General features: G+C 48.8%; 19 protein-coding genes. 16 read left to right on the top strand and 3 right to left on the bottom strand.

The genetic code is table 11. The annotated features are described in order from the left end of the window. The first annotated feature begins 309 nt into the window (after positions 1-309). From C7H09_RS17785 to C7H09_RS17730, 11 genes are read left to right on the top strand one after another with little or no spacing between them, the layout of a single operon-like run. Positions 310-1,722 (top strand): TIGR03013 family XrtA/PEP-CTERM system glycosyltransferase, encoded by a 1,413-nt coding sequence (locus C7H09_RS17785; RefSeq protein ID WP_106765245.1) that lies wholly within the window; start codon positions 310-312, stop codon positions 1,720-1,722. A 59-nt stretch (positions 1,723-1,781) separates the two neighbouring features. Next, entirely contained in the window at positions 1,782-2,426 is a 645-nt protein-coding gene (locus tag C7H09_RS17780) for an XrtA/PEP-CTERM system exopolysaccharide export protein (protein ID WP_106765243.1), read from the top strand. A gap of 52 nt (positions 2,427-2,478) precedes the next feature. After that, complete coding sequence (locus C7H09_RS17775; RefSeq protein WP_106765240.1) at positions 2,479-4,005, top strand: XrtA system polysaccharide chain length determinant; 1,527 nt, start codon at positions 2,479-2,481, stop codon at positions 4,003-4,005. Beyond that, a complete protein-coding gene (locus tag C7H09_RS17765; RefSeq protein WP_240616649.1) occupies positions 4,005-4,925 on the top strand; it encodes a P-loop NTPase family protein in 921 nt (306 codons plus the stop codon). Before C7H09_RS17775 ends, C7H09_RS17765 begins: the two co-directional genes overlap by 1 nt. Continuing rightward, positions 4,918-6,213, top strand: a complete 1,296-nt coding sequence (locus tag C7H09_RS17760; RefSeq protein ID WP_106765233.1) for an outer membrane beta-barrel protein — start codon at positions 4,918-4,920, stop codon at positions 6,211-6,213. Before C7H09_RS17765 ends, C7H09_RS17760 begins: the two co-directional genes overlap by 8 nt. 37 nt (positions 6,214-6,250) lie before the next feature. Continuing rightward, positions 6,251-7,117 (top strand): XrtA system polysaccharide deacetylase, encoded by an 867-nt coding sequence (locus C7H09_RS17755; RefSeq protein ID WP_106765231.1) that lies wholly within the window; start codon positions 6,251-6,253, stop codon positions 7,115-7,117. Positions 7,118-7,138: 21 nt separating this feature from the next. Next, on the top strand, positions 7,139-8,452 hold the full coding sequence (locus tag C7H09_RS17750) for a FemAB family XrtA/PEP-CTERM system-associated protein (RefSeq protein WP_240616648.1): 1,314 nt from the start codon (positions 7,139-7,141) through the stop codon (positions 8,450-8,452). Continuing rightward, positions 8,449-9,432, top strand: coding sequence for a GNAT family N-acetyltransferase (locus C7H09_RS17745; protein WP_106765228.1), 984 nt, complete (start codon positions 8,449-8,451; stop codon positions 9,430-9,432). Before C7H09_RS17750 ends, C7H09_RS17745 begins: the two co-directional genes overlap by 4 nt. A gap of 7 nt (positions 9,433-9,439) precedes the next feature. After that, positions 9,440-10,561 (top strand): glycosyltransferase family 4 protein, encoded by a 1,122-nt coding sequence (locus C7H09_RS17740; protein WP_106765226.1) that lies wholly within the window; start codon positions 9,440-9,442, stop codon positions 10,559-10,561. 10 nt (positions 10,562-10,571) lie between these two features. Further along, positions 10,572-12,293: an asparagine synthase-related protein gene (locus C7H09_RS17735; RefSeq protein ID WP_133166248.1), complete on the top strand. Its 1,722-nt coding sequence runs from the start codon at positions 10,572-10,574 to the stop codon at positions 12,291-12,293. Beyond that, positions 12,286-13,326: a polysaccharide deacetylase family protein gene (locus C7H09_RS17730; RefSeq protein WP_165794846.1), complete on the top strand. Its 1,041-nt coding sequence runs from the start codon at positions 12,286-12,288 to the stop codon at positions 13,324-13,326. Before C7H09_RS17735 ends, C7H09_RS17730 begins: the two co-directional genes overlap by 8 nt. Here C7H09_RS17730 and C7H09_RS17725 read toward each other — a convergent pair. Next, positions 13,323-14,498 carry an ATP-binding protein gene (locus C7H09_RS17725; protein WP_106765220.1) on the bottom strand — a complete coding sequence of 392 codons (1,176 nt, stop codon included), beginning with the start codon at positions 14,496-14,498 and terminating at the stop codon, positions 13,323-13,325. The genes C7H09_RS17730 and C7H09_RS17725 overlap by 4 nt on opposite strands. Before the next feature lie 5 nt (positions 14,499-14,503). Further along, entirely contained in the window at positions 14,504-15,739 is a 1,236-nt protein-coding gene (locus C7H09_RS17720) for a carboxylate--amine ligase (protein WP_240616647.1), read from the bottom strand. Between the two features lie 149 nt (positions 15,740-15,888). Between C7H09_RS17720 and C7H09_RS17715 the strand changes: the two genes are divergently transcribed. From C7H09_RS17715 to C7H09_RS17705, 3 genes are read left to right on the top strand one after another with little or no spacing between them, the layout of a single operon-like run. Then, positions 15,889-16,416 carry an arsenate-mycothiol transferase ArsC gene (locus tag C7H09_RS17715; protein WP_240616655.1) on the top strand — a complete coding sequence of 176 codons (528 nt, stop codon included), beginning with the start codon at positions 15,889-15,891 and terminating at the stop codon, positions 16,414-16,416. Beyond that, positions 16,409-17,668, top strand: coding sequence for an O-antigen ligase family protein (locus C7H09_RS17710; RefSeq protein ID WP_106765214.1), 1,260 nt, complete (start codon positions 16,409-16,411; stop codon positions 17,666-17,668). The genes C7H09_RS17715 and C7H09_RS17710 overlap by 8 nt, the downstream gene beginning before the upstream one ends. 41 nt (positions 17,669-17,709) lie before the next feature. After that, positions 17,710-18,630, top strand: a complete 921-nt coding sequence (locus C7H09_RS17705; RefSeq protein ID WP_106765212.1) for a glycosyltransferase family 2 protein — start codon at positions 17,710-17,712, stop codon at positions 18,628-18,630. A 51-nt stretch (positions 18,631-18,681) separates the two neighbouring features. On the opposite strand, the gene C7H09_RS17700 is transcribed toward C7H09_RS17705, so the two are convergent. Next, positions 18,682-19,563: a hypothetical protein gene (locus C7H09_RS17700; protein ID WP_106765210.1), complete on the bottom strand. Its 882-nt coding sequence runs from the start codon at positions 19,561-19,563 to the stop codon at positions 18,682-18,684. Positions 19,564-19,855: 292 nt separating this feature from the next. Here C7H09_RS17700 and C7H09_RS17695 point away from each other — a divergent pair, with 292 nt between their 5' ends. Together C7H09_RS17695 and C7H09_RS17690 are read left to right on the top strand one after the other, a co-directional pair. Next, entirely contained in the window at positions 19,856-20,686 is an 831-nt protein-coding gene (locus tag C7H09_RS17695; RefSeq protein ID WP_106765208.1) for a sulfotransferase family protein, read from the top strand. A gap of 31 nt (positions 20,687-20,717) precedes the next feature. Next, positions 20,718-21,905, top strand: coding sequence for a glycosyltransferase family 4 protein (locus C7H09_RS17690; protein ID WP_106765206.1), 1,188 nt, complete (start codon positions 20,718-20,720; stop codon positions 21,903-21,905). Positions 21,906-21,909 lie beyond the last annotated feature (4 nt).

Genomic DNA, 21,909 nt, shown 5'->3' with positions numbered 1-21,909 from the left:
GTATTTGTTAAGGTGAGGTAATATATTTCAGTTATTCTTTAAATGGTTTTGGTTATCGGTTTTGGTTATATCGTCGAGGGGTGGATCGTGACTCCGAATCGGAAAAAGCAGTTGTTGTGTATCCGGCTAACGGGTCTGGTTCCCTGGGTCTCTCGTTGAAAACCCATTCCTCCCTTCGGATCCCGTCAAGATGTTCGCCCCGGTGATTGCAGTTACAGAAAATTACAGTAAACTGGATGGAAACAAAGCGCTGTAGGCCAACGCATCGGATGAGCTGGTCAATGGTTGTAAGCAGCAAAAGGAGTTGGCGTGGCACACGTCAGATTGTTCAGACATTATATTCATCTTCCTTATATCATCCTGGGCCTGATTGATTTCTTGCTGTTGGTGTGCGCGTTCGGAGTGACGGTGTTTTTCCGGCACTTCGGCGATATTTCTTTTTTCACGGATAATCTGCCATTTCTGCTGCCCTCTGCAGTTGTATTTGCCGGTTTTAACTTGTTGATGATGGTCGCGCTGGGTGTGCACCAATCCCGCCTGGAAGACGGGATGTCAGGAATGATGTTGCGCACCATCATGGCATTGATTATCAGCATTCCACTTTGTGGTTTCACTTACCTGGTTGCCTCCGACTGGTTCTGGTACCTGGGAACCAGCGCCATGCTAACCACCAGCTCTGTTCTGGGCTTCTTTTTGATGGGCATTGCCCGGTTCATTTTTATCGGCAGCCTGGGTAGTGACGCATTCAAAAGGAAGGTGTTGGTTCTGGGCGCTGGCCGTCGAGCCAGGCAACTTCATGAAGACCTGAAGACTCCCCTCAACCGCAAAGGGTTTAACCTGGTTGGCTTTGTCCCGCTGCCTGAGGAACAGGTTGAGATCGATGAACGCCATTTACTCAATATTCCTACTACACTTCAGAATTACATACGTAAACACCCGGTGAACGAAATCGTTGTGGCCGTGGATGATCGCCGGAAAGGGCTACCGATGGAGGAGTTGCTGGAGTGCAAGATGGAGGGGGTTCGGATTGTTGATGGCGCGAACTTTTATGAGCGTGAGTCACGAAAAGTCGCGTTGGAAATGGTGACACGGGGATGGCTGGTTTTCTCCGATGGATTTGCTGTTTCCTCTGTCTACGGAGTGGGTAAGCGATCGCTGGATGTTCTCGCTGCGACGTTGCTGTTGCTGGCAGGTCTTCCTTTAATGCTGGTTACGGCAATAGCGATAAAAGTTGAGGATGGGCTGAATGCATCGATTTTTTACAGTCAGGAGCGAGTGGGTCTGAATGGGAGCGTTTTCAAGGTATACAAGTTTCGATCGATGAGAATCGACGCGGAGAAGAACGGGGCGGTCTGGGCTTGTAAAAATGACTCCAGGGTGACTCGTGTCGGGGAATTTATCCGCAAGGTTCGTATTGATGAGTTGCCTCAGATTTACAACGTTCTTAATGGCACCATGGCGTTCGTTGGCCCTCGTCCGGAACGCCCGGTTTTTGTAGAGCAGCTGAGTGCAAAGATTCCGTTTTACAGTGAGCGGCATCGGGTGAAGCCCGGTTTAACCGGGTGGGCGCAACTTTGCTTCGCGTATGCAGACAATGAAGAAGATACTCGAGAGAAGCTTCGATACGACCTCTATTACATCAAGAATCAGAGCTTGCTTCTGGATTTGTTGATTATAATTCAGACAGTGGAAGTGGTACTTTTCAAAAAAGGCTCCAGGTAGTGGTAAAGTCAGCTCCTCCCTTGACCTCGAGCAGCGAACAGAACCGGAGAGGAACCGTAATGTCATCCAAGATTTCAATTCCAGAATTGTTGGCTGCCTTATTGGTAGCTGTATTTGTGGCAGGGTGTGCGGCCCCGGGCGCCTCTTCACCGGAAAAGATCCATAAGGCTCTTGCAGTCGATACCACACGGAGTGTTGATCGTTACATACTGGGGGCTGCAGATGTTGTCATGGTGTCGGTCTGGCGTAACAATGATTTAAGTATCTCTGTCCCCGTCAGACCTGATGGCAAGATCTCTGTACCCTTGGCAGGCGATGTTCAGGCCAGTGGTAAAGAGCCAGAAGCACTGGCTCGTGATATTGAAGAAAAACTTGCTGCGTTCATACGCGAGCCACAGGTCAGTGTGGTTGTTACAAGCATGGGGAGCCATGAATTCAGTGACCGTGTTCGGGTTACGGGTGCTGTTACCCAGCCAGCGTCGGTGCCGCACCGTTCTGGTATGACGGTTCTGGATATGGTTCTGACGTCTGGAGGCTTGTCTCCTTTTGCCGCCACCAACAAAGCCATGCTGTATCGCCAGCTTGACGGAGAGATTGTGGCAATCCCGATCAAACTCGATGACATTCTTACCAAAGGTGATATTTCTACGAATTACAGACTCCATCCTGGCGATATACTGACCATACCCGAGAGAAACCTCTGATGGTGATCAAAGTCCGGAAACAACCCAAATCTTCGAACAGGACATAGTCATTATGGCCGTCCCGTTAAGCCAATTGCCCGTGGAGATAGTTCGTGAAGTCAGAGATCGAAAATGGCTGGCTTTATTGGTGTTTGCTCTCGTCAGTTTTTCAGTATTGGCAGCGGGCTTTCTGTGGCCATATCGGTATCAGTCTCAGGTAATTATTTTTGTTGATGACCGGAATATCATTCAGCCATTGATGGAGGGGCGGGCTGTCACAACCGAAATCAGCCAGAAAGCCTCTGCTGCCAGGGAGCTGCTCTGGTCTCGCTCCGTCATGGAGAAGATTGCAACAGACACCGAGATTTTCGGCGAGCGTGCTAGCGAGCTATCCCCGGAAGCACTGGTTGCCCGGATTGGCCAGATCCGAGGGAGCATGAGGGTGGCAGCCCGCGGTGATAACTATTTCAGCATAGGGTATTCCGCATCTTCTCCACTGAAAGCTTTTCAGATTGCCCAGAGACTTGGCCAGGCTTTTATTGAGGAGAACGCTAACCGAAAGAGAGCTGAAAGCCGGTCTGCCTATGATTTCATAGACAAGCAGGTCAAAAGTTATGAGCGCTTGATCGCCGATGTGGAAGAGCGCCTGAAACGTTTCTTGTCAGAAAACGTTGAGGGTACCGAGGCGAGCGCGAACGCCAGGCTGGCCAACCTTCAAAACAGGCTAGAGCTGGCACAGCTTGAAAAGGAAGAGCTTGAAACAAGAGCGGCTGCCATTCAAGCCCAGATGGCCGAGGTGAACCCCAGGGTTGTGCAGGGCCAGACGTCAGACGCCTACCAGGAGCGAATCAGCTACATGGAGTCGCAGCTTGATTCGTTGCGTCTACGCTACCATGACACCTACCCGGATATCATTATTCTCAGAGAGCAGATTACGGAGCTTCGCAAACAACGCGAACGGGCTCTGGCAAACCAAGGGTCTGCTCAGGAGCCTCTTCAAGGCGTCAGCGTTGCCAATCCACTCTATCAGGATATCCGGTCGACTCTTGTACAAACACAGACTGAAATTGAGACGGTGGAAACACGTATCAGGTCTCTGGAGCGCCTTATTGATCAGCAGACTGACCGTATGGAGCGGATTCAGGCGAACAAAGCACAGTATTCCGATCTGACCAGGGATCTTGAGGTAAACAGAGAGATTTACAATGATCTTCTGAAGCGGCGTGAGAAGGCGCGGGTATCGATGCATCTCGATATTGAAGGGCAGGGGTTGAACTATAAAATTAATGAAACGGCGCAGTACCCTAACAGTCCCACAGGCCCGAAATTTTCAATGTTTGCGCTGGCAGGGTTGTTTGTGGGTCTAGCTGCACCCTTTGGTGCGGTAGTTGCGTTGTTACAGGTAGACCCCCGAGTGCGTACAAAGGAGCAGATAGAGGATGAGTTCGAGCTGCCGGTTCTCGAGCAATTTCCGAAAGTGCGAACGCCCTATGAACAACGCCGTGACCGTCGCATCACCCTGATTGTCGGGTTAATAGCGTTAGTTGTCACTGGAGCTTACATAGCCGTTGCTGTGGCTGCAGTATTTGGAGTGTTGTGATGAAGGAATCAAGAACGGATCGCTACGACGAAGTTTCTCAAGATCATGACCAAACAACAGAAACAGCAGCGCCAGGCGCCCTTCAAGCTGCTGATTTTTCTTCGGGCACCAAAGGGCGTGCAGATGGTTATGGTCGCGATCGGGTTTCAGCAAGCGTGCCGCGTTCCGATTCAGAAGACTCCAGGGTGCTGGTTCCGAGCTCACTTGAACTCGGGCCGGGAGCGGTTGACAGGTATGTGATAAGTAAACAAATCGTCCGGATGCAAGAGCCGCGGAGGCTCACTCATGATGATCTGGATGAAAGGCGAATTATCTATCCGGAATCAGCCAATCGGAGTTTGGTCAATCATTTTCGGAATCTGAGAACCAAGCTACTTGAAAGGTCTGGGGGCAATAACTTTACTTTGGTTGTGAGCGGTGCACGGTCAGGGGCAGGGGCATCTTTTGTTTCTTTGAATCTGGCAGCGGCTTTTGCCTTCGACAGTGCGAAAACAGCGCTGATTATCGACTGCAATTTGCGGGAGCCCGCTCTGCACTCCACCCTCGACGTTATTCCGGAGTTCGGGCTGACCGATTTTCTGGACGATCCGGATTTTGATATTTCCCGAATCCTTTACCCTACAGGTATTCCCCGCTTAAGACTTATCCCCGCCGGAAGCCGGAGAGAAACACCCAGCGAGTTTTTTACGTCGTTTCGGATGAAGCAGTTTCTGATGGCTGTACGAAGGCGCTACCCTGACCGTTTCATCGTACTTGATACGGCGCCAATTTCAGAGTCACCCGATGCCAGAATTCTTACCGATCTGTGTGACTACTCTATGCTGGTTGTGCCCCACGGCGGCATGACGCCGGGCGCAGTCGAGCAATTGGCATTGGCCTTCAGTCCGGAGAAATTTGTCGGAGCGGTAATTAATGGCTGATACGTTGGCGGTGTTGCCGGGTAAGGTTTTTAAACTCTATAGCCTGGCGGCAATGTGCGCCGTTTGTATTTTAGCCGACACTGCAACCGCTGAGCCTGTTGCGTTAACAGGCAAGCTGACTAACCGCTTCAGCGACAACGTAGCTCTGGAGCCAGCCAACGAAATTTCGGATATTGAGACAAGAGCGGACCTGACGCTAAGGCACCAGACGGATCCTGGTAAATGCGGCGCCACAACGGCTGCCAGCCTGGGTTATGGTCGCTGGTACGATGAAACATATGAGCCTGAGAATTACGCATCCCTGGATTTTGACGGAGCTTGCAGGCTGAATCGGGGGCTCTCATGGGAGCTATCGGACTATTTGCGGGATGTTGCAAAAAATACCAGACTTAGTGATACCCCTGAGAATCGTACTCGAAAAAACGTTTTTACTACCGGGCCTGTTTATGCAGTGAAACTTGGACAAGTGGATCGGCTTATTATTTCAGCCAAATATGGGCGTACCGATTATAGTGACTCCGGAACAACCGATAGTGAGCGCTATTTCGGGTCTGCGACCTGGAACCATATCTTTAGCGCGATTTCCTCTGGCGGGCTACAGTTGAGTATCAATCGGACAGATCTTGATACGGGTGCCACTATAAATACCGATGCCCTGAGTCTGCTATTCCAGAAATCCTGGCCATCGACCCGAATATCAGGGCGTATTGGGGGAAGTCAGATTGAAAGTCGATTGGGAGGCGCTGTTCGAAAGAGTGATGGTGTGGTCGGTAACCTTTTACTCGAACGTGATATAAATACCGTTACCCAAATTTATTTTCAGGCCAGCCGGGATTTGACCGATCAGACATCTGACTTTGATATTAAATATGAAGACGTGGTGTTTAATGTTTCTCAGTCCAGCGCCATTGAGCTTACTACGTTTGAAACTGGTTTTCTGAAACAGCTTTCTAATACCTCGCGACTGAGCTTAAAGATATTTGCGAACCAAGTGAATCGGATTGATAGTGCAGGGGACGAAGATCGCGTTGGGGGCGCCATCGACTATAACCGAGCAATCTCGGAATTGATGTCGTTCAGGGGGGGCGGTGACTATCAGCACCGGTCTTTTGCCAGTGACGGATCGAGCGATCGTAGCTATCGACTTCGCCTTGGCCTTGATTACAAACTGAGCCGTGACCTGCGTTTGGAAGGTAATATTGGTCATTCAGTAAGGAAAAGCGACCTTGATACCAGCGAGTACCAGGAAAACTGGGTGTCGCTTGGTATTAACTACACATTCTTTTAAAAGAATGATGGGCTGACCGCCCGGAATTTGGAGTAGCATGGAAGATTCAATAAATGCGTTAACTGTGGATGTAGAAGATTATTTTCAGGTTTCGGCCTTGTCAGAGGCGGTCAACCCGAGTGACTGGCATTTAATGGAGTATCGGGTAGAGTCGAACACGGATCGTCTGCTGGAGCTTTTTTCAAAAAAGAACGTAAGGGCGACATTTTTCATTCTGGGCTGGGTTGCAGAGCGTTCTCCCCAGCTTGTTGAGCGCATACAGTTGGCCGGTCATGAAATCGCGAGCCATGGTTACAGCCATCAACTTGTATATAATCAGAATCCCGATGTATTCAGAGAAGAAACAAAAAAATCCAAGCGCATATTAGAAGATATTACCGGATCCCCGGTTTCCGGATATCGTGCCGCGAGCTACTCCATTACCCGGAAGTCAAAGTGGGCTCTGGATATTTTGTGTGACGAAGGGTTTACATGGGATTCGTCAATTTTTCCTGTACATCATGACCGTTACGGAATGCCGGGAACGCCCTATAAACCATACCGTCTTTCCGCGCCCGGTGGCGGAACCTTAATCGAGTTTCCCTTGTCGACCTGTCCTTTGGGTAATTACAGGCTGCCGATTGCTGGTGGAGGCTATTTTCGGCTTTACCCGTATTGGTTTAGTCGCTGGGGCCTTAGAAGGATCAATAATTCAGGGCAGCCGTTTATTTTCTATTTGCACCCCTGGGAAATAGATGCGGATCAACCCAAGCTCAAAGTGAAACCCTTGTCGAAATTCAGGCATTACAACAATCTCGACAAGTGTATGGGACGGTTGGAGCGTTTGCTCAACGATTTTAATTTTGGCTCAGTATCAGATGTATTGACCACCACAAAGATCCCCGGCAACGCCATTACAGTCTGAGCGGTGGCTAAGGTAAGCGAAATGGACATGGATATATCCAACCCTTTACCAGACATAAGCCGGGAGAGGCTGGAGCGGCTTAAAGTATCTAAGGCGCGTCTGAGCCGCGAGGTGGCAGAGGCAAGGCAAACCGGTGCTGCCACAGATGTGCTCGCTGAAGAGCTTAGGCAGGTATCCAGTGAAGTTAAGCGCATACAAAAGGAATTGAAACGGCAACTTAACGCAGCCCGAACGGAAACAAAATGGGCCCCTGGCCCTGTGGAAGCGCCTGTCGCAATTGGCAACAAAAATACCTGTGGCAATCTGCACATTCGAGCGGAGGACGGCAACAATACGTCCGTTTTGGAAGCCTATGTGGCTAACCACCCCGGAGCCTCGGTTTGGCATCGTCCCTGCGTGATCGACTTCATCCGGGTAACTTGCGGCCACAGAGTGCGATACTTTTGTGCCTGGGATCAGGGCGACAATCTTGTTGGGGTCTTGCCTGTTGTTCAGCTTCAAAGTCGATTTTTCGGGAATTTTCTGGTGGCCATGCCATATTTTAACTACGGCGGGGTACTTGCAGATAACCGGGAAGTGGCACTGAGTTTGATCACTGAAGCAGATAAGTGGCGCGACTCGGCGAACGCCAGCCATTTGGAGTTACGGTTTTGGCAGAACAATGAACTGGGGTTACCACAAAAGTCCGATAAAGTGAGTTTTTGGTTACCCCTACCTGACAGTTCCGATGAGCTGTGGAGCAGCTTTCAGCCAAAAGTCCGTGCGCAGATTCGCCGGGGTGAGCGGGAAATGACCGAGTTGGTAATCGGTGAAGGTGAACTCCTGGATGAGTTCTACCGCGTTTTTTCTATTAATATGAGGGATTTGGGGACACCCGTTTACGGAAAACCTTTCTTTGAAAACCTGTTGAGGACTCTGCAAGGGAGTGCCTGGCTCGTGGTGGCTCGGATAAAAGGACAAGCTGTCGGCTGTGCCTTTCTGACAGGGCATCAAACCAGAATGGAAATTCCATGGGCTTCGACTCTACGCCAAGTTAACCATACAAGTATTAATATGATTATGTATTGGAAAATACTTGAGTTTTCGATCTCGCAGGGTTTTACAACCTTTGATTTTGGCCGATGCAGCTATAACGCAGGCACTTATCGTTTCAAGCAGCAATGGGGCGGGTCGCCGATACCCCTCTACTGGGATTATTTACTACCAGAGGGCCAGGAACTTCCCAAATTGAACCCGAACAACCCAAAATTTGCCTTGATGATAGCGGTCTGGAAGCGACTGCCGATTAACGTTGCAAACTTTATTGGGCCGCACGTAGTCAAGGGGTTGCCGTGACCGCAAGTTTGTTTCAATCCAAAGCATGGCAAAGCGCATGGTGGGATACCTGGGGCCATCAGGCAGGATTCAAGCTTGTCAGAAAATGGGATGGCAAGGTCTCTGGGCTATATGAATCGAACTATCGGCTTAAAGGCGTTTTGCCTGTCAGGTCTTTGCAGTTTGTCGGCACCAGCTATCGGGAACTACGCACGCCACGGACAGAATATAATCGATTCTGTGAAGAGAATTCAGGCGGGAAAGAGCTGGTCGATGCAATGGAGTCGTTGCTTGAAGAGCGTTCCTGGACAGAGGCTGTCTTTAAAGACCTTCGAACTGGATCCTCAGAAGTGTCGGCGCTGGTAACGATAGCCGCAACACGGGGTTGGGCCTTTAGAATTACGTCTTCCGATCATGGTTATGCGGTAAACACGGTTGGTTGTTTCACAGACTATATCGGTTCTCTGGGTGCAAAAAGCCGCTTGCGCCTTTATAACCGAAGAAAAATCTTCGAGTCTCTGGGCCAGGTGCAGGAATGCAATTTATGGCCCGATAGTACCGATCAGTTTTTTGCAGAGTTGAATCGTTTTCATTTGGCCAGGTGGCAAAAAAAGTGTGTAACCGAGAAGAGCCTGGAGTTTCACAAAAGATTTCTTTCGAGAATTGTTCACGAAGGTGGCAGGCCTGTATTATCGGTTATCTACTGCAACAAAAAAGTTGTTTCTGTTTTATATAATGTTTGGTTTGAAGGAGTTGTCTACAATATCCAGGCTGGATTTGAAGAAGGCTTTCACCCGAAACTTTCGTTGGGCTCATTGCATCTTGGCTATGCCATTGAGGATGCGTTTTCAAACCCTGATACAACGAGCTTTGACTTGTTGGCGGGCCAGGGTAAAAGGGAAGATTACAAGGCGCGTTTTTCGACCGTAAATTACCAATTTGTTTCAATTATGTTGGTAAAAAGTGTATTGTTTCGCGCTCTTTACTGGATGCGAGGTTAAATTATAGATGTCTGATGCCTCCGTAAAGAAAGTGCTTCACCTTATCGATACGACAGGGCCTGGTGGTGCTGAGACGGTATTTGTTAACCTTTTGACGGAACTTGAGCAAGGGGCACTAAAAAGCGTCGTTGTTTTACGTGGAAACGGCTGGGTTGCAGATCAGGTTCGCCGCCTGGGAATAGAACCATACATTATTGACTCTAAAGGTAGCTTCAATTTTAAGTATATAAAAAGACTTCGTGAATTGATTGTCAGCCAGAAAATAGATCTAATTCATGCGCACCTTCTGGGCTCTAACGTGTATGGAGCGATTTTATCGTTGATTACCCGAACGCCTATGATTTCCACGTTTCACGGTGCCGTTGATGTTGCCTCGAAAGAACGGTTTCTAAGGGCAAAGTTCGCAATTATTGGCTGGGGTTCCTCGGTAATTGTATGCGTTTCGGATCGGCTGAAAGCGGAACTTGCCAGGCGTAGCCCACTCCCCGCGCGCAAGCTTCAACTGATTTACAATGGTGTCGATCCGGGCAGGTTCTTGATTAGTGTGCCGCCAACATTGAGAAATGAGCTGGGCATACCTCCCAACGCTATTGTGGTGGTTTCAATTGGAAATATAAGGCCCGCCAAGGGATACGAGTACCTTGTTGCCTCAGCCTTGGAGTTGGCGGTTTCTGATCCTGAGTTTCACTTTATCGTTGTGGGGCATCAACGGAAGGAGCTGTTCAGCAAGCTGCAACACCAAATGGCTAGCGCCTCTCGGCCGCCAAATATCCATTGGCTTGGCTACAGGGAGGATGTGGTTGGTTTGTTGAAGCAAGCGGACATTTTTCTATTGCCGTCGGTTTCAGAGGGGTTTTCAATTTCTACAGTGGAAGCAATGATGGCCGGTGTGCCCGTTGTGGCAACACGAAGTGGCGGTCCAGAAGAGATTATTTCCGATAGTACTCTTGGGTGCTTGATACCACCGGCAAATTCAAAGGCGATAACTGAAGCGTTACTGAAGTTGAAGGATCGTGCTGTACGCAAAGCTGTTACCGAACAGGCTCGCACAGCTGCAAATTCGAGGTTTGGCCTGGCTGGCATGCTCGCTTCTTACAGCCAACTATACCAACGTCTGATCAAAAGCTGAGTTGGTCAAAATGCCAGATTTCTTCTGCTATGTGTCGACGGGTGAAGGTGGTGTAGTTGGCGCTGAAGGGCCGTTTGCGTCTGATGGGCGACTTACCGTTTTTCTCGATGGATATTTGCGAAGGGTCGGTCAATACGTTCCCTACAGTCGTTCCGCGACGCGTCTGCTGGATTTGTTCAAGGATGTGCCTGGCCGTGACCGGCCCTTGTTTGAGGGCAGTTTTTGCGCAGCCATCTATGATCGTCACCAAAATGTAATGACACTGATCACCGACATTTATGGGTCAAGGCCTCTCTACTATTGCCGTCGTGGTCAGGAGGTATTTCTTTCAACCAGGCTTCACAGGCTCGTTGAGGTGATGGAGCACCTGGCTGTGCCAGCCGATGCTTTAGCAGACAGCAAAGCGCTAGGGTTTGTTCGGGCGCCGATTACAATGATCGAGGGTATATGCAGTGTTCCCCGGAATAGTGTCGTTGATATCCGTCTCACCGAGGGGGCGACATATACTGACATCAGGCCGAGCAGGCTTGCCTCGAATCCTCCTGGCTCCGAAGAATCAAGTTTGCTGATTACCGAAATAGAAAGTGCTTTGGAGCAAGAGTTCCAGGCCCTCGGAAAGGCTCACCGGCGAGTGGCCATTTTACTCAGCGGGGGCATTGACTCTTCTATTCTTGCATCGTACGCGGCCCAGCACTTTGACCAGGCAGTGGCGTTTTCCTGTGAGATAGAGGGGTTTGACAACCCTGAGCTTGAGCGTGCTCGGTATGTTGCGACTCAACTTAAAATTCCTCACAAGATTATCCAGCTTCGAAAGAGCGATGTCTTGCCGTTGTTCGAAAGGGTGGTTGACCTGATGGAGGGGCCATCCAGACACATCAATAATATTGTGACGTTACATCTGTTCGATGCAATTCATGGTTATGATGCGATTATTGGTGGTGACGGTGCCGACGCTCTGTTTGGATCCAACAACCAGAAAACGATTACGAATCAGTCGTCCAAGCTAAAACTGATCAGTCGATTACCAGGGTTTGCCAGGGCGGGCCTTCGTTTTTTGGCAAGTGCGTTGTCGCTGGAGAAAAGTGAGCAGGCCCAGAATTTTCTGACACATGATATAGACTGGTTTATAGACCATCTTTTTACCATTCGCTATGGGAAAGGCGAGCGATGGGTTGCAGACACATTGGGAATCCCGTGCTTCACCAGTGGGGGCGATCGCTTTCAATGTTCCGAGAGCGTGATTGCAAAAAGTATAGAGGCCAACTTCGAACTGTTTCTGAATAGCATGCTGTTGCGTAACAGTTTGTTATCGAAAGGTTGTAACGCACCAATGTATTATCCGTTTCTCACCGAGGGCATGCTCCAGGTGTTCAAACGTGTACCGGACAATCTACGCTTTGACAACGCAGGGGAGGCAAAGCCGTTGTTGCGGGAACTTTGTAGACAGCGACTGGGCTCGACTGTCGTTGAGTGGCCGAAGCTTGGGTTTGTGACCCCGGAAAAATCATGGCTTTCGAGTGAACTAAGGGCCAAAGTAGAGCGATTGTATTCGGGAAAGGGGGGGATGATGCAAGTGCTTTCATTGAGTCTTGGAGTTCCAGAGCAAGATGCCCTTGCCGGTTCTACCCGTTTGCTTTGGTGGCTCATAGGCTTGGATGAGTGCCTGCTGCATTATCAGGATGCGTTGTCGAAGACGGAGTCGTGCACAACTGGCGGTGAAATCGGTGAATGATGAGATGGCACACGGGAAGGGAAAACTGTTGAAGGCTGCCGTTCTGAGATTTGCAAATATTCTCGGTGAAACCGGAGTATACCGTTACTGTTGCCCCGGGATTATGCCCGTTTTTATGCTGCATAGGGTCTATGATGGCGAGAAAGCCCATTCTGGTGGTCTGAGCGCTGACCAATTGCGTTCTTACCTTGAATACCTGACAGCAAAAAAATTTCAGGTTCTTACGATGGGAGAGGTACTTCGGTACCTTAATGAACGAAAGCCCTTTCCATCAAAATCGGTATTTTTTACCATCGACGATGGCTTTGCGGATCACTATGAGGTAGCCGCCAAGGTTTTTGATGAGTTCAGGTATCCTTTGAATTTTTTTGTGATTACCGGCTTTCTCGACAGGCAGCTTTGGCCCTGGGATGACCAGTTAGCTTTTGGAATTGCTCGAACCAGCGTAAAAAAAGCAGAGCTTAGGCTTCCCTCTGGTGAAAGCTATTGCTTGAACCTGCGCTCTCAGGGCATTTCTGAGGCGATCAGGGGGCTGCGCGATAGCCTGAAAACAGTTGATCAGCAGGGGATATACCACTGGATCAAGAATGACCTCTATCGCGTTCTAAACGTTCCTTTTCCGAAAACGATTCCACCCGAGTACAGCCCTATGTCCTGGGACGACGCAAGAGCTCTACAAACGAGAGGTCATGGGGTATATCCACACACGCAGTCTCATCGAATACTTTCAACTTTGAGTTCCCTGGAAAAGCGGGAAGAAATTTCAGGCTCTCTAGCAAGATTGGCAGAGGAATTGGAGTGTTCTCCGAAGGCTTTTGCATATCCGACCGGCCGGATTTCAGATTACGATCGCAAGGATATGGAAGAACTCAAGCTTGCTGGTTATGAGCTGGCATTTAACACGGTGCCAGCCTATCTTTCTCTGGATTGTGACCATTATCAATTACCACGTTTCTCGCTGCCGGAAAAGATGCCCGAATTTCTTCAGATTATTAATCGATTTGAGGCTCTGAAAACAAAGATTCGGGCCTAGTTTCGACGGTATTTACGAACGCGTTGTGCAACGCGGGATGCGATGTCAACGATGGCCGTATATGAGTATCTGAGGGCCGGATGTGGATCTCGCCAATACAGCAGTGCGGCAACTCGCCGGTAACGAATTAATCTCAGGTAGCGTCCAACTATCGATACCAGCCGCTCGCGATCCTCGAGTCTTGCTATCAGATCACCGAAAAAATTCCAATAAACCCTGTTATTTTTCTGTTGTTCAATTAATGCAGGCTTATCATACGCAACATTCGAACACGCCAGAATGTTGTTGACTCCACAGAGGGTATCGAACCAGTTACACATTCCAAGGCGTGGGTTCGTTTCTATATAGTAGTAGCGCCCTGAACCCTCGTCTTTTTTAAACTCTATCATTGCAGGTCCGGAGTAATTTATGGCTTTGCCAATCTTTTCACATTCCTGTCGCAATACATGATTTTCACGGCTGATGGCCAAAGAGGTAACGCCATAATGAGATGGCATTGTACCGAGACGATTAAAAATAAAGCATGCAGCCAGGTTCTTGTTTTTGTCGAAGGTTACATTACAAACCCATAGATTTTCGTCATTTCCTTCAATGACCTGTTGCGCAATAAAACGATCCAGTTTCCCCTGGAAACGCTGACGAAATTCGTTAAGCTCGCTAATTGAGTTGACAATGACGTTTTTGGCGCCGAGTACCGAGTATTCACGAAATGTTCTAGGCTTGATGATTAATGGAAATTCCTCGGGAACAACATGCTCCAACTCATAGTAAGTTCGCGGCAGCGTGATTCCGCCTTCTTCCATCGATCTGCATTCAAGCTTTTTATCGTTGAGAAGTTCTGTGGTTTCGGCGGATGGAACAATAAGGTAATGATGGCTGTATCCCTCTGACTTGAGCTTACCGAGTAACTCGGCTGCATGGTCTGAGCAGGCTAACAATACGCCTGGCCCACCTTCATTGCGGTACAGCTGATCCAGAACCGGCCTGATATCGTCGATACCTGGGGCGGGGGGCAACATGAAGCGATACTGACTGTAACGACTGTAGGCGCTCAGGTCGGTTTCGCTTGTCAGTAGTGTGTAGGTTCGCAAGCCTGCATGAGCAGCAGAGCGAACTGCCCCCAGCCCATTTAGACCGTTCGCAAGAACAATGACGTAAGGTTGTTGGATCATAATTCTCAGCTTTTCAGTGCGTTAAAGTACTGCCTTAGCTCGTACCAAAACGGGCGAAGATCATGCCATCTGTTGACTTCATGGCGGGTTTTCATGGAGGGCCAGAAAAAATGGAAAATTTCCATTAACTTCCTGCGGGTACTGTAGACCTCCCTGGGCGATCGCAATACCAAGTATAGCCGATCAATATCCCCCATCAGCCAACGCAGCCTAGACGGATGCCAGTCCCCATTGGGAACCTGTTGCCCGGTGCTGACCAGATACAGCCACCAGGGAAAATCAATGCCAGAATCAACCGCCAACTGAAGGGAGCCCCAGAAGCGAGGATTAACCTCCATCAGGTAACCCTTACCTTCGTGATCAACCTTGAATTCCACCATAGCGACGCCAGTCCAGTTGGCCTCGCGAAGCAACATTTCAGCTTGACGTCTCAGCAGATCATCTACAGGTACAGACTCGCAGAGCACACTTACGCCGCCACCGGGTGGTTTTTCCCTTAGCCTCCGATGAGCGAAGTAACAGATTGGTTCGCCGTGTTCGAACAGCGCAAAAACACCTTGACCCGCGCCCTCAATAAAAGACTGTATTGTGAACGGATACCTGAAGAACCCGTGTTGGCGCAGAGCCTCTTGAGCTTCCTGCTTGGAATGCGCGACGATCACGTGAGTAGGGAGTATTGAGTCACCGAGAAAAATCTTTGACTTGAAAGGTTTCAACACAACCGGGTAGTGGTCAATCCGGCTTAGCGCTTCATACCCCTCACCGGCGTTGTCGCAGAAGATTGAATCTGGTATCGGTACTTTCAATCGCTGAGCGAGCCGGAAGAGTTCATTTTTATTGGCCAGTGCTTCCACTGCCTCTGTCTCGGGCAGCGGAAGCACGACATGCTCGGGAAGTTCGTGACGAAAGGCCAGAACCGCATAGGCACTGGCCTCGCTGACAGGAACAAGAAAAGATATTTGAAATGATTCGATGGCCCAGAGTACGTCGTTGAAAAACTGCCGCGGATCCTCGGCCGGATCTGTATACATGAAGCTTTTCTGGCTATACCTTGATACACCACTCATCGAAGGAGTGGAAGTCTCTCCTGTGGCCACCCATAAGCCCCTGGCGCCAAGAGATCGAACAACTGCCAATGCAGCTCTTTGGTTTCCATCCAGAACCAGAACGCGGGGCTCCATAGCCTGCAACTTCCTATGTTGATATTCCAGGGATTCAGATATGTATTGATTATCGGGCATAATAAGCGCTATTACTATGACTATTCGGCAAGGTAGCAAACGACTCCTGATAATGCACGGTGGAAGAGGCACGTCTTTCGTGCTATCACCAATAAGGTGTCGACAGGTGTCGGATATTGACCAAGGGAGGTGGCACGTTGAGCCAATGGATGTACGAGCGTTTTGGATCCAAGAGGGGATTCGCACGATTCTGGCTTCATAAGATTAAAGGATTGGCTGGAGTTTACCGTCAGTATCAGATACAGCCAGGTCGAGCCCAAGGGAGTCGATATGTATTTGTTTGCAGTGGCAATATTTGTCGAAGCCCTTTAGCCGAAGTTTATGCAAGGAGCCTCGGAATGGAATCTGCGTCCTGTGGCCTGAACTGTGGCGACGACTATCCGGCAGATCCCAGAGCCAGAGAGTTTGCATTGACAAATGGCCTCAGCCTTGAAAGCCACAAAACCGTCAATGTCCGTGATTTCAAGTTTCGCCAGACCGACCTCGTCGTCGTGATGGAGCCCGCGCACCTGGATCAGTTCCGCAGCAAAGTGCATCAGGACTTGCCGTTAGTGTTGGCTGGGAACCACGGAAAGGCTCAAAGCCCATATATTCACGATCCATTCAATTGCTGTCCTGCGTACTTTGCGCGATGCGAGTCCATGGTTATGGAGTGCGTCAGGGGGATGAATGCGTAAGAAAGCTCGTGAAATTACCGATGAAGATTTCTATGCCCTGAACATAAAAAAAATGTGGCAGTATTTCAAAGGTGAGAGCTTTGCGTTCTGGATGATTTGTGCGTATCTGGGGTTTGAGTACGTACGCCCACAATCTATCATTCCGGCGATTGATATTTTGCCCTGGACCCAGCTCGTCGTGATAGGTGCGATACTCGGCTGCTTTACTGACAAGACCGTGAGATGGGTGTCTTCATCGGTCAATGTGCTGCTCATTCTTTTCCTGTTGATTATTCTGCTATCGAGCGTTCTGGCCTATTTTCCCTCAGCATCTTATAGGAATCTGGATAAATATTATCTTTGGGTGGTTATATATTTTCTTATCATAAATATAGTGAACACCAGAAAGCGATTTTTTATATTTATTTGTATATTTCTTGTTGCTTCGTTCAAGATTTCTTTCTCTCTGGCGCTAACCTGGGCCCAGAGGGGCTTCTCCTTTACCAGTTGGGGGTTGTCCGGGCCTCCAGGGTTCTTCCAGAACTCTGGTGAGCTGGCTATCCAGATGTTGGTGTTTTGGCCTATTGCCTGGGCCTTTGCTCATTCCCTGAAGCCCTATGTGAGTAAATGGTGGTACCGTGCGCTGATGTTGATGCCAATTACCGCCATTATGGTGATACTTGGTGCGAGCTCCAGAGGGGGGCAGTTAGCGCTGATAGTCCAGCTGTTGGTAATGAATCATCGGGCGGTATTCAGGCCAAAAGTACTGATTTCTATGGCAGTTGCGTTCTCGCTTATCTGGACTTTTCTCCCAGATGAGCAGAAGGAACGTTTTCAGAGTATGGGCGAAGACAAGACGTCCCGGCAACGTCTTCTTTACTGGGAAAATGGCATTGATATGATAAAGGAGAATCCCCTCCTGGGTGTTGGGTACTTTAACTTTGTACCTTACTTTGCTATGTATTATCCAGAAGATGTCATAGTCAGCAAGGTTGAGCTTCCACATAATATATTCATTCAGGTTGGTACCGATGCCGGAGTTATAGGTTTTTCGGTTTTCTTACTTTTGTTACTAACTGCCTACAGAAAATCAGCAAAATTTAAACCCGATGGGTGTACTAAAGAAGTAGCCCTGGTTGGAAAGTTTACAAATCTTTCCCTTACAGGATTTATTATAGCTGGTCAATTTGTCACAGTAACGTATTACCCTTTCCTATGGATTCATCTCGCCTTGCTTGTGTCGATGATGAATTCTTTTAATAAATCAAGGTGACCCTGAATAGGGCGTTCTTGGATAAAAAAGGATAACTTTCATTGGATATATCAGTCATTATTCCGGTATATAACGAAGAGGATTATATCGGTCGGTGTATAAATTCTATTCAAGATGCTTTGGCCGAGCGGGATCTTACTTACGAAATCTGGGTAGTGGACAATGGGTCGGATGATCGCAGTGCTGACATAGCGCGCTCGATGTCTGGCGTTAATGTTGTAAATATTAGCCGTACAAGCGTTGCCAAAGCCAGAAATTATGGAGTGGCTCGTTCAACTGGTCGTGTTTTGGCATTCATAGATTCAGATGTCGTAGTTGAATTGTTATGGGGCAGTTCGATCGAGAATCTGGTGGGCCGTGGAGAACGGTTATTTGTTACTGGATGTCAGTATGGTATCAGAAAAGACCCTTCCTGGATTGAGCAGTATTGGTTCGGCAGCATGAGAAGCGGTCATATCAATGGTGGAAATTTGATTGCAAGTCGTAGTGCTTTTGAGGCGATAGGGGGCTTTGATCCAAGATTAAAAACTGGGGAAGATGTCGATTTTTGCGATCGGGCTCGTCGATCCCCGGAGGTGGATTACTATCAGTGCACTGATTTCAGATGTATTCATCTTGGATACCCGAATAGCGTTACGAAATTTTTCAAGAGAGAATTATGGCACGGTGAGGGTGATTTTCGTACTTTTTCCCATTTCGCGAAATCTAAAGTGGCGATAATTTCGGTAATATATGGCTTTTCACTTTTGTTTATAGTGTTGGCCGGAGTGTTTCAGTGCTGGAGTTCCGCCTCTGTCATTCTGGGCGGATTGTTGTTCCTGAACATATTTGTAACGTATCAGAGGTTTGCACGCCAGTCGTTTAAGTATTTATCATATAATTATGTTATCAATTTTATATATTTTTTCGCTCGCTTTCTTTCGATGTTCAGGGCTTTGGCGAGGAGGGGGTTGGAGTACTGACAATTGACTAAGAGCTGCCCCTCTCTATAGGAGGGGTAGCTAAAGCTCCAGTCAATTCACTATATCCAGGGTGGGAGGGTTGGGACGGTTGTTGCTGGCATTGAGCAAAAAATCATCAATTGGAGACGACGTATGCACGCTAAACTCATCTAAAAACCACTCTGTCGTCATATCATATGGATCGTTAGCCCAGCCCATAATGTAACCCTGAGAAATACCTTGCTCAGTACTGTCGTCGTCCCAGATATCAGCCGATGTTTTCTCATGGATCAATTTGTAGGAGTTTTCTCCAGCCCAGCGACGGAAGAACTGGATAACACCATTATGAGCGTCCGGGCCCGTAGCAGATTTGACGCGAGCCACGACATGCATCCAGCGTCCTTGGTCTTCTGGTACCGATATGAACGGTGCGGAGCCTGTTTCACCGGACGTTACTCCGCCATCTTGATAGACAAGGTTAGCGCCCCCTGATCTGTTGGGGCGGGTCTGCCAGGTAACAGTTCCCGCTCGGTCATATCGGGTGGGCCAAACAGACAAGAATTTGTTGTTCAGAGATCCGTGTTCAAAATTGGTCGGGACACGTAACCAGTAACTAAGCCACAGGTCTTGGTAATGTCGACCCAGTTTGAAGCGTTGCTCGGTCATGGGTTCACCTGCTTTGTAATAAAATCTCAGGTGATGATCGCCTAAGTTATCGTAGGTGCTCCAGTCACGGCCGGATGGAATGGGGATGTCTTTTTCTCCTCCAGCGTAGACTACTCCCTCTTCAGTCACTACGGAGGTGCGATTATTGTTGCCCCAACCGAAGCCATGAGCGTTCGTTGCGGACATGTTGCCGGACTCAAAAGAATCGGTGAACACCGTTTCTCCCTGCGCCGCGGAGGCGAATATCATAGTGAGTCCTGCGAGCAGACAGGCTTTGGCGTGGCACATATGCTTCATGCTCCTGATCTGGGTGTTAGGGTTAGTATAACGGGTTTGACCTGATTTTGCGTTGTGTTTAGCGTGCGTCGCTTACAGTTTGGTAGGGGCTGAGTCCGGGTTCAAGCTTTCCAGCCGTTCGTTGAGTAATGCGTGCAGGTAGGCTTTTGCTATAGGTCGGGAAAAAGGAAGCAAAAGACAGATCAGATAGGCTATCTGTAGTTCTTTAATTTTGTTGCAGTTTAAACAATCGGGGCATTGGGCTAGTATGTGCCTTTAATAAATTTAGAAAAGGACTTCCGGAATGACCCTCAACGTCAAGAGCAAACGGTTTATTTTCAGTCGTAGGATCAAAAGGCGTACCCGATATCTACTTAAAAAACTCTACCAGGTTATTTTTCCCTCTCATGGCTCCCGCGCGGTCTTTGTTCTCGGTAGTGGTAGATCCGGTACTGACATCGTTGCTCACTGCTTAAGTAAAGCTTGGGATACGGAGCTTATTAATGAAGATAACCCAAAAGCTTTCGAAAATTGGCGTTTCAAGGATCTGGAAACCGTTTGTCGCGCTGTTGATTCTAGTTCCGCGAAGCTGGTTTTGTTCAAACCAATTGTGGAGACCTTGCGGGGACAGGAGTTCCTTGGTAATTTTTCAGACTCTTCGATCCTGTTCGTCACTCGCAATCCGTTCGATGCAGTAAATTCCATGGTGAGGTTTTTTGGCGACGGGCACGTAAAGGCGGTAAAAAGCTGGGTTGCGAATGATTTTGCTCAGAATCCACTGGTGCCTACGGAACTAAAGCAATTTATAACTGATCATGTCCACGAGGAGCTCTCCAGGGAGGATGCTTCCGGTCTTTATTGGCTGATGTATAACACGGCTTTCCATTTCCTCGGACTTCATACAGATAGCCGCGCCATGCTTTTGACTTATGAAGATATGGTGCAGAATCCAGAAGCAACCATGAAACAGGTGTGTCGGTTTCTCCATCTTAAATGGAGTCCATCTATGGTTAGTGAGGTCTATGGGGGTTCTCTTGGAAAAAATCCCAGCCCTAATCTGTCGCCTGAGATCGAGAAAGCCTGCCTGGATCAGTGGGAGCGGTTGACTGGCAAATGCCTCCCAGGCAGCAATTAGGCACCTTGGAATTTATTGAGGATCTCCCGCAATGGGCCCACTCCGAATCGGGCATTCCGCCCAGCAGTATCCCGAACAAAGAAACATTATAGGTAAAGTCGCTGGTGCAGACTATAAATTGTGCAGGGACTATTATTCGCTTGCTTCCAGTCTATTAAGCCTGACCCATCTTAAGGGAACCTCCGGTTCGGTGGCCGATAGACCTTTTAAGTTTCAGGACTTTGGCCTTAACCGAGTGGATTGCATGCATCTCTTTAATGGTGTGAGCTACAGCCGGACTCCCTGGGTTGCCACGTTTGAAACTTTCATTCCGCGTTTCATTGAAGTGCTTCGCAATCACAGCAGTCATCCGGAGCGTCTTCAGTCGTCTCCGTTTATAAAGAGGGCAATTGAGAGTCTGGTGTCGGATAGCTGCATTGGATTGTTCGCGTTATCAAAGAGTGCCTACGAGCTCCAGGCTGGCTTTTTAGAGCTGTTCCCGGATCAGCGCACCCGGATTCTTGATAAAACAGAGGTTTTACATCCTCCACAGACGGTTTCTACCCGCAGTTTTGGGCAGCTTTCTTACCCTTTTGAACAGGGTAGGGAGATCCGGTTTATGTTGGTTGGGCACCACTTTTTCCGGAAGGGGGGGCAGGAGATTCTTCGAGCCTTCCAGTCTGTGCGAAATTCGACCGGTGCTGCATTGAGTCTGTGTGTGGTAAGTGCGCTACGGTCTGATCAGTATGCAGCTCGCGCTGATGAAAAAGATACCCTGCAGGTCAGGGAATTCATTAGCGCGAACAACGATTGGATTGACTATTACCCCTCACTACCTTCCTTTGAGGTACTCGAAAAGATGGCGGAATGTGATGTAGGGTTGCTTCCGTCTTACGCAGAAACTTATGGGTACTCGGTTCTTGAGCTCCAATCTCACGGTCGCCCGGTGATTACCACTGATGTCCGGGCATTTCCCGAGATTAACTCAAATCATTGCGGTTGGTTGTTGAATGTGCCGAAACGGCAATTGGGCGGAGAGGCGTACTTTCGAACCCCGGAGGAACGCGAGATGTTATCCCGCGCGATCGAAGAGGGACTTGTGCGGGTGTTAGAGGACATTATTGAAAAGCCATCGCAAATCCGGGAAAAGGGCGAGAAAGCTTTGAAAAGAATTCTGGATCACCACGATCCCGAAAATTTTGGCAAGACGCTTGAAACTGTATATCGTAAGGCCCTTTAATGGA

Origin of the sequence: Marinobacter fuscus, assembly GCF_003007675.1 — a bacterium.
Lineage (GTDB): Bacteria > Pseudomonadota > Gammaproteobacteria > Pseudomonadales > Oleiphilaceae > Marinobacter > Marinobacter fuscus.
The sequence above is the reverse complement of the archived record's forward strand: the minus strand, read 5'-3'. Positions and strand labels throughout refer to the sequence as shown.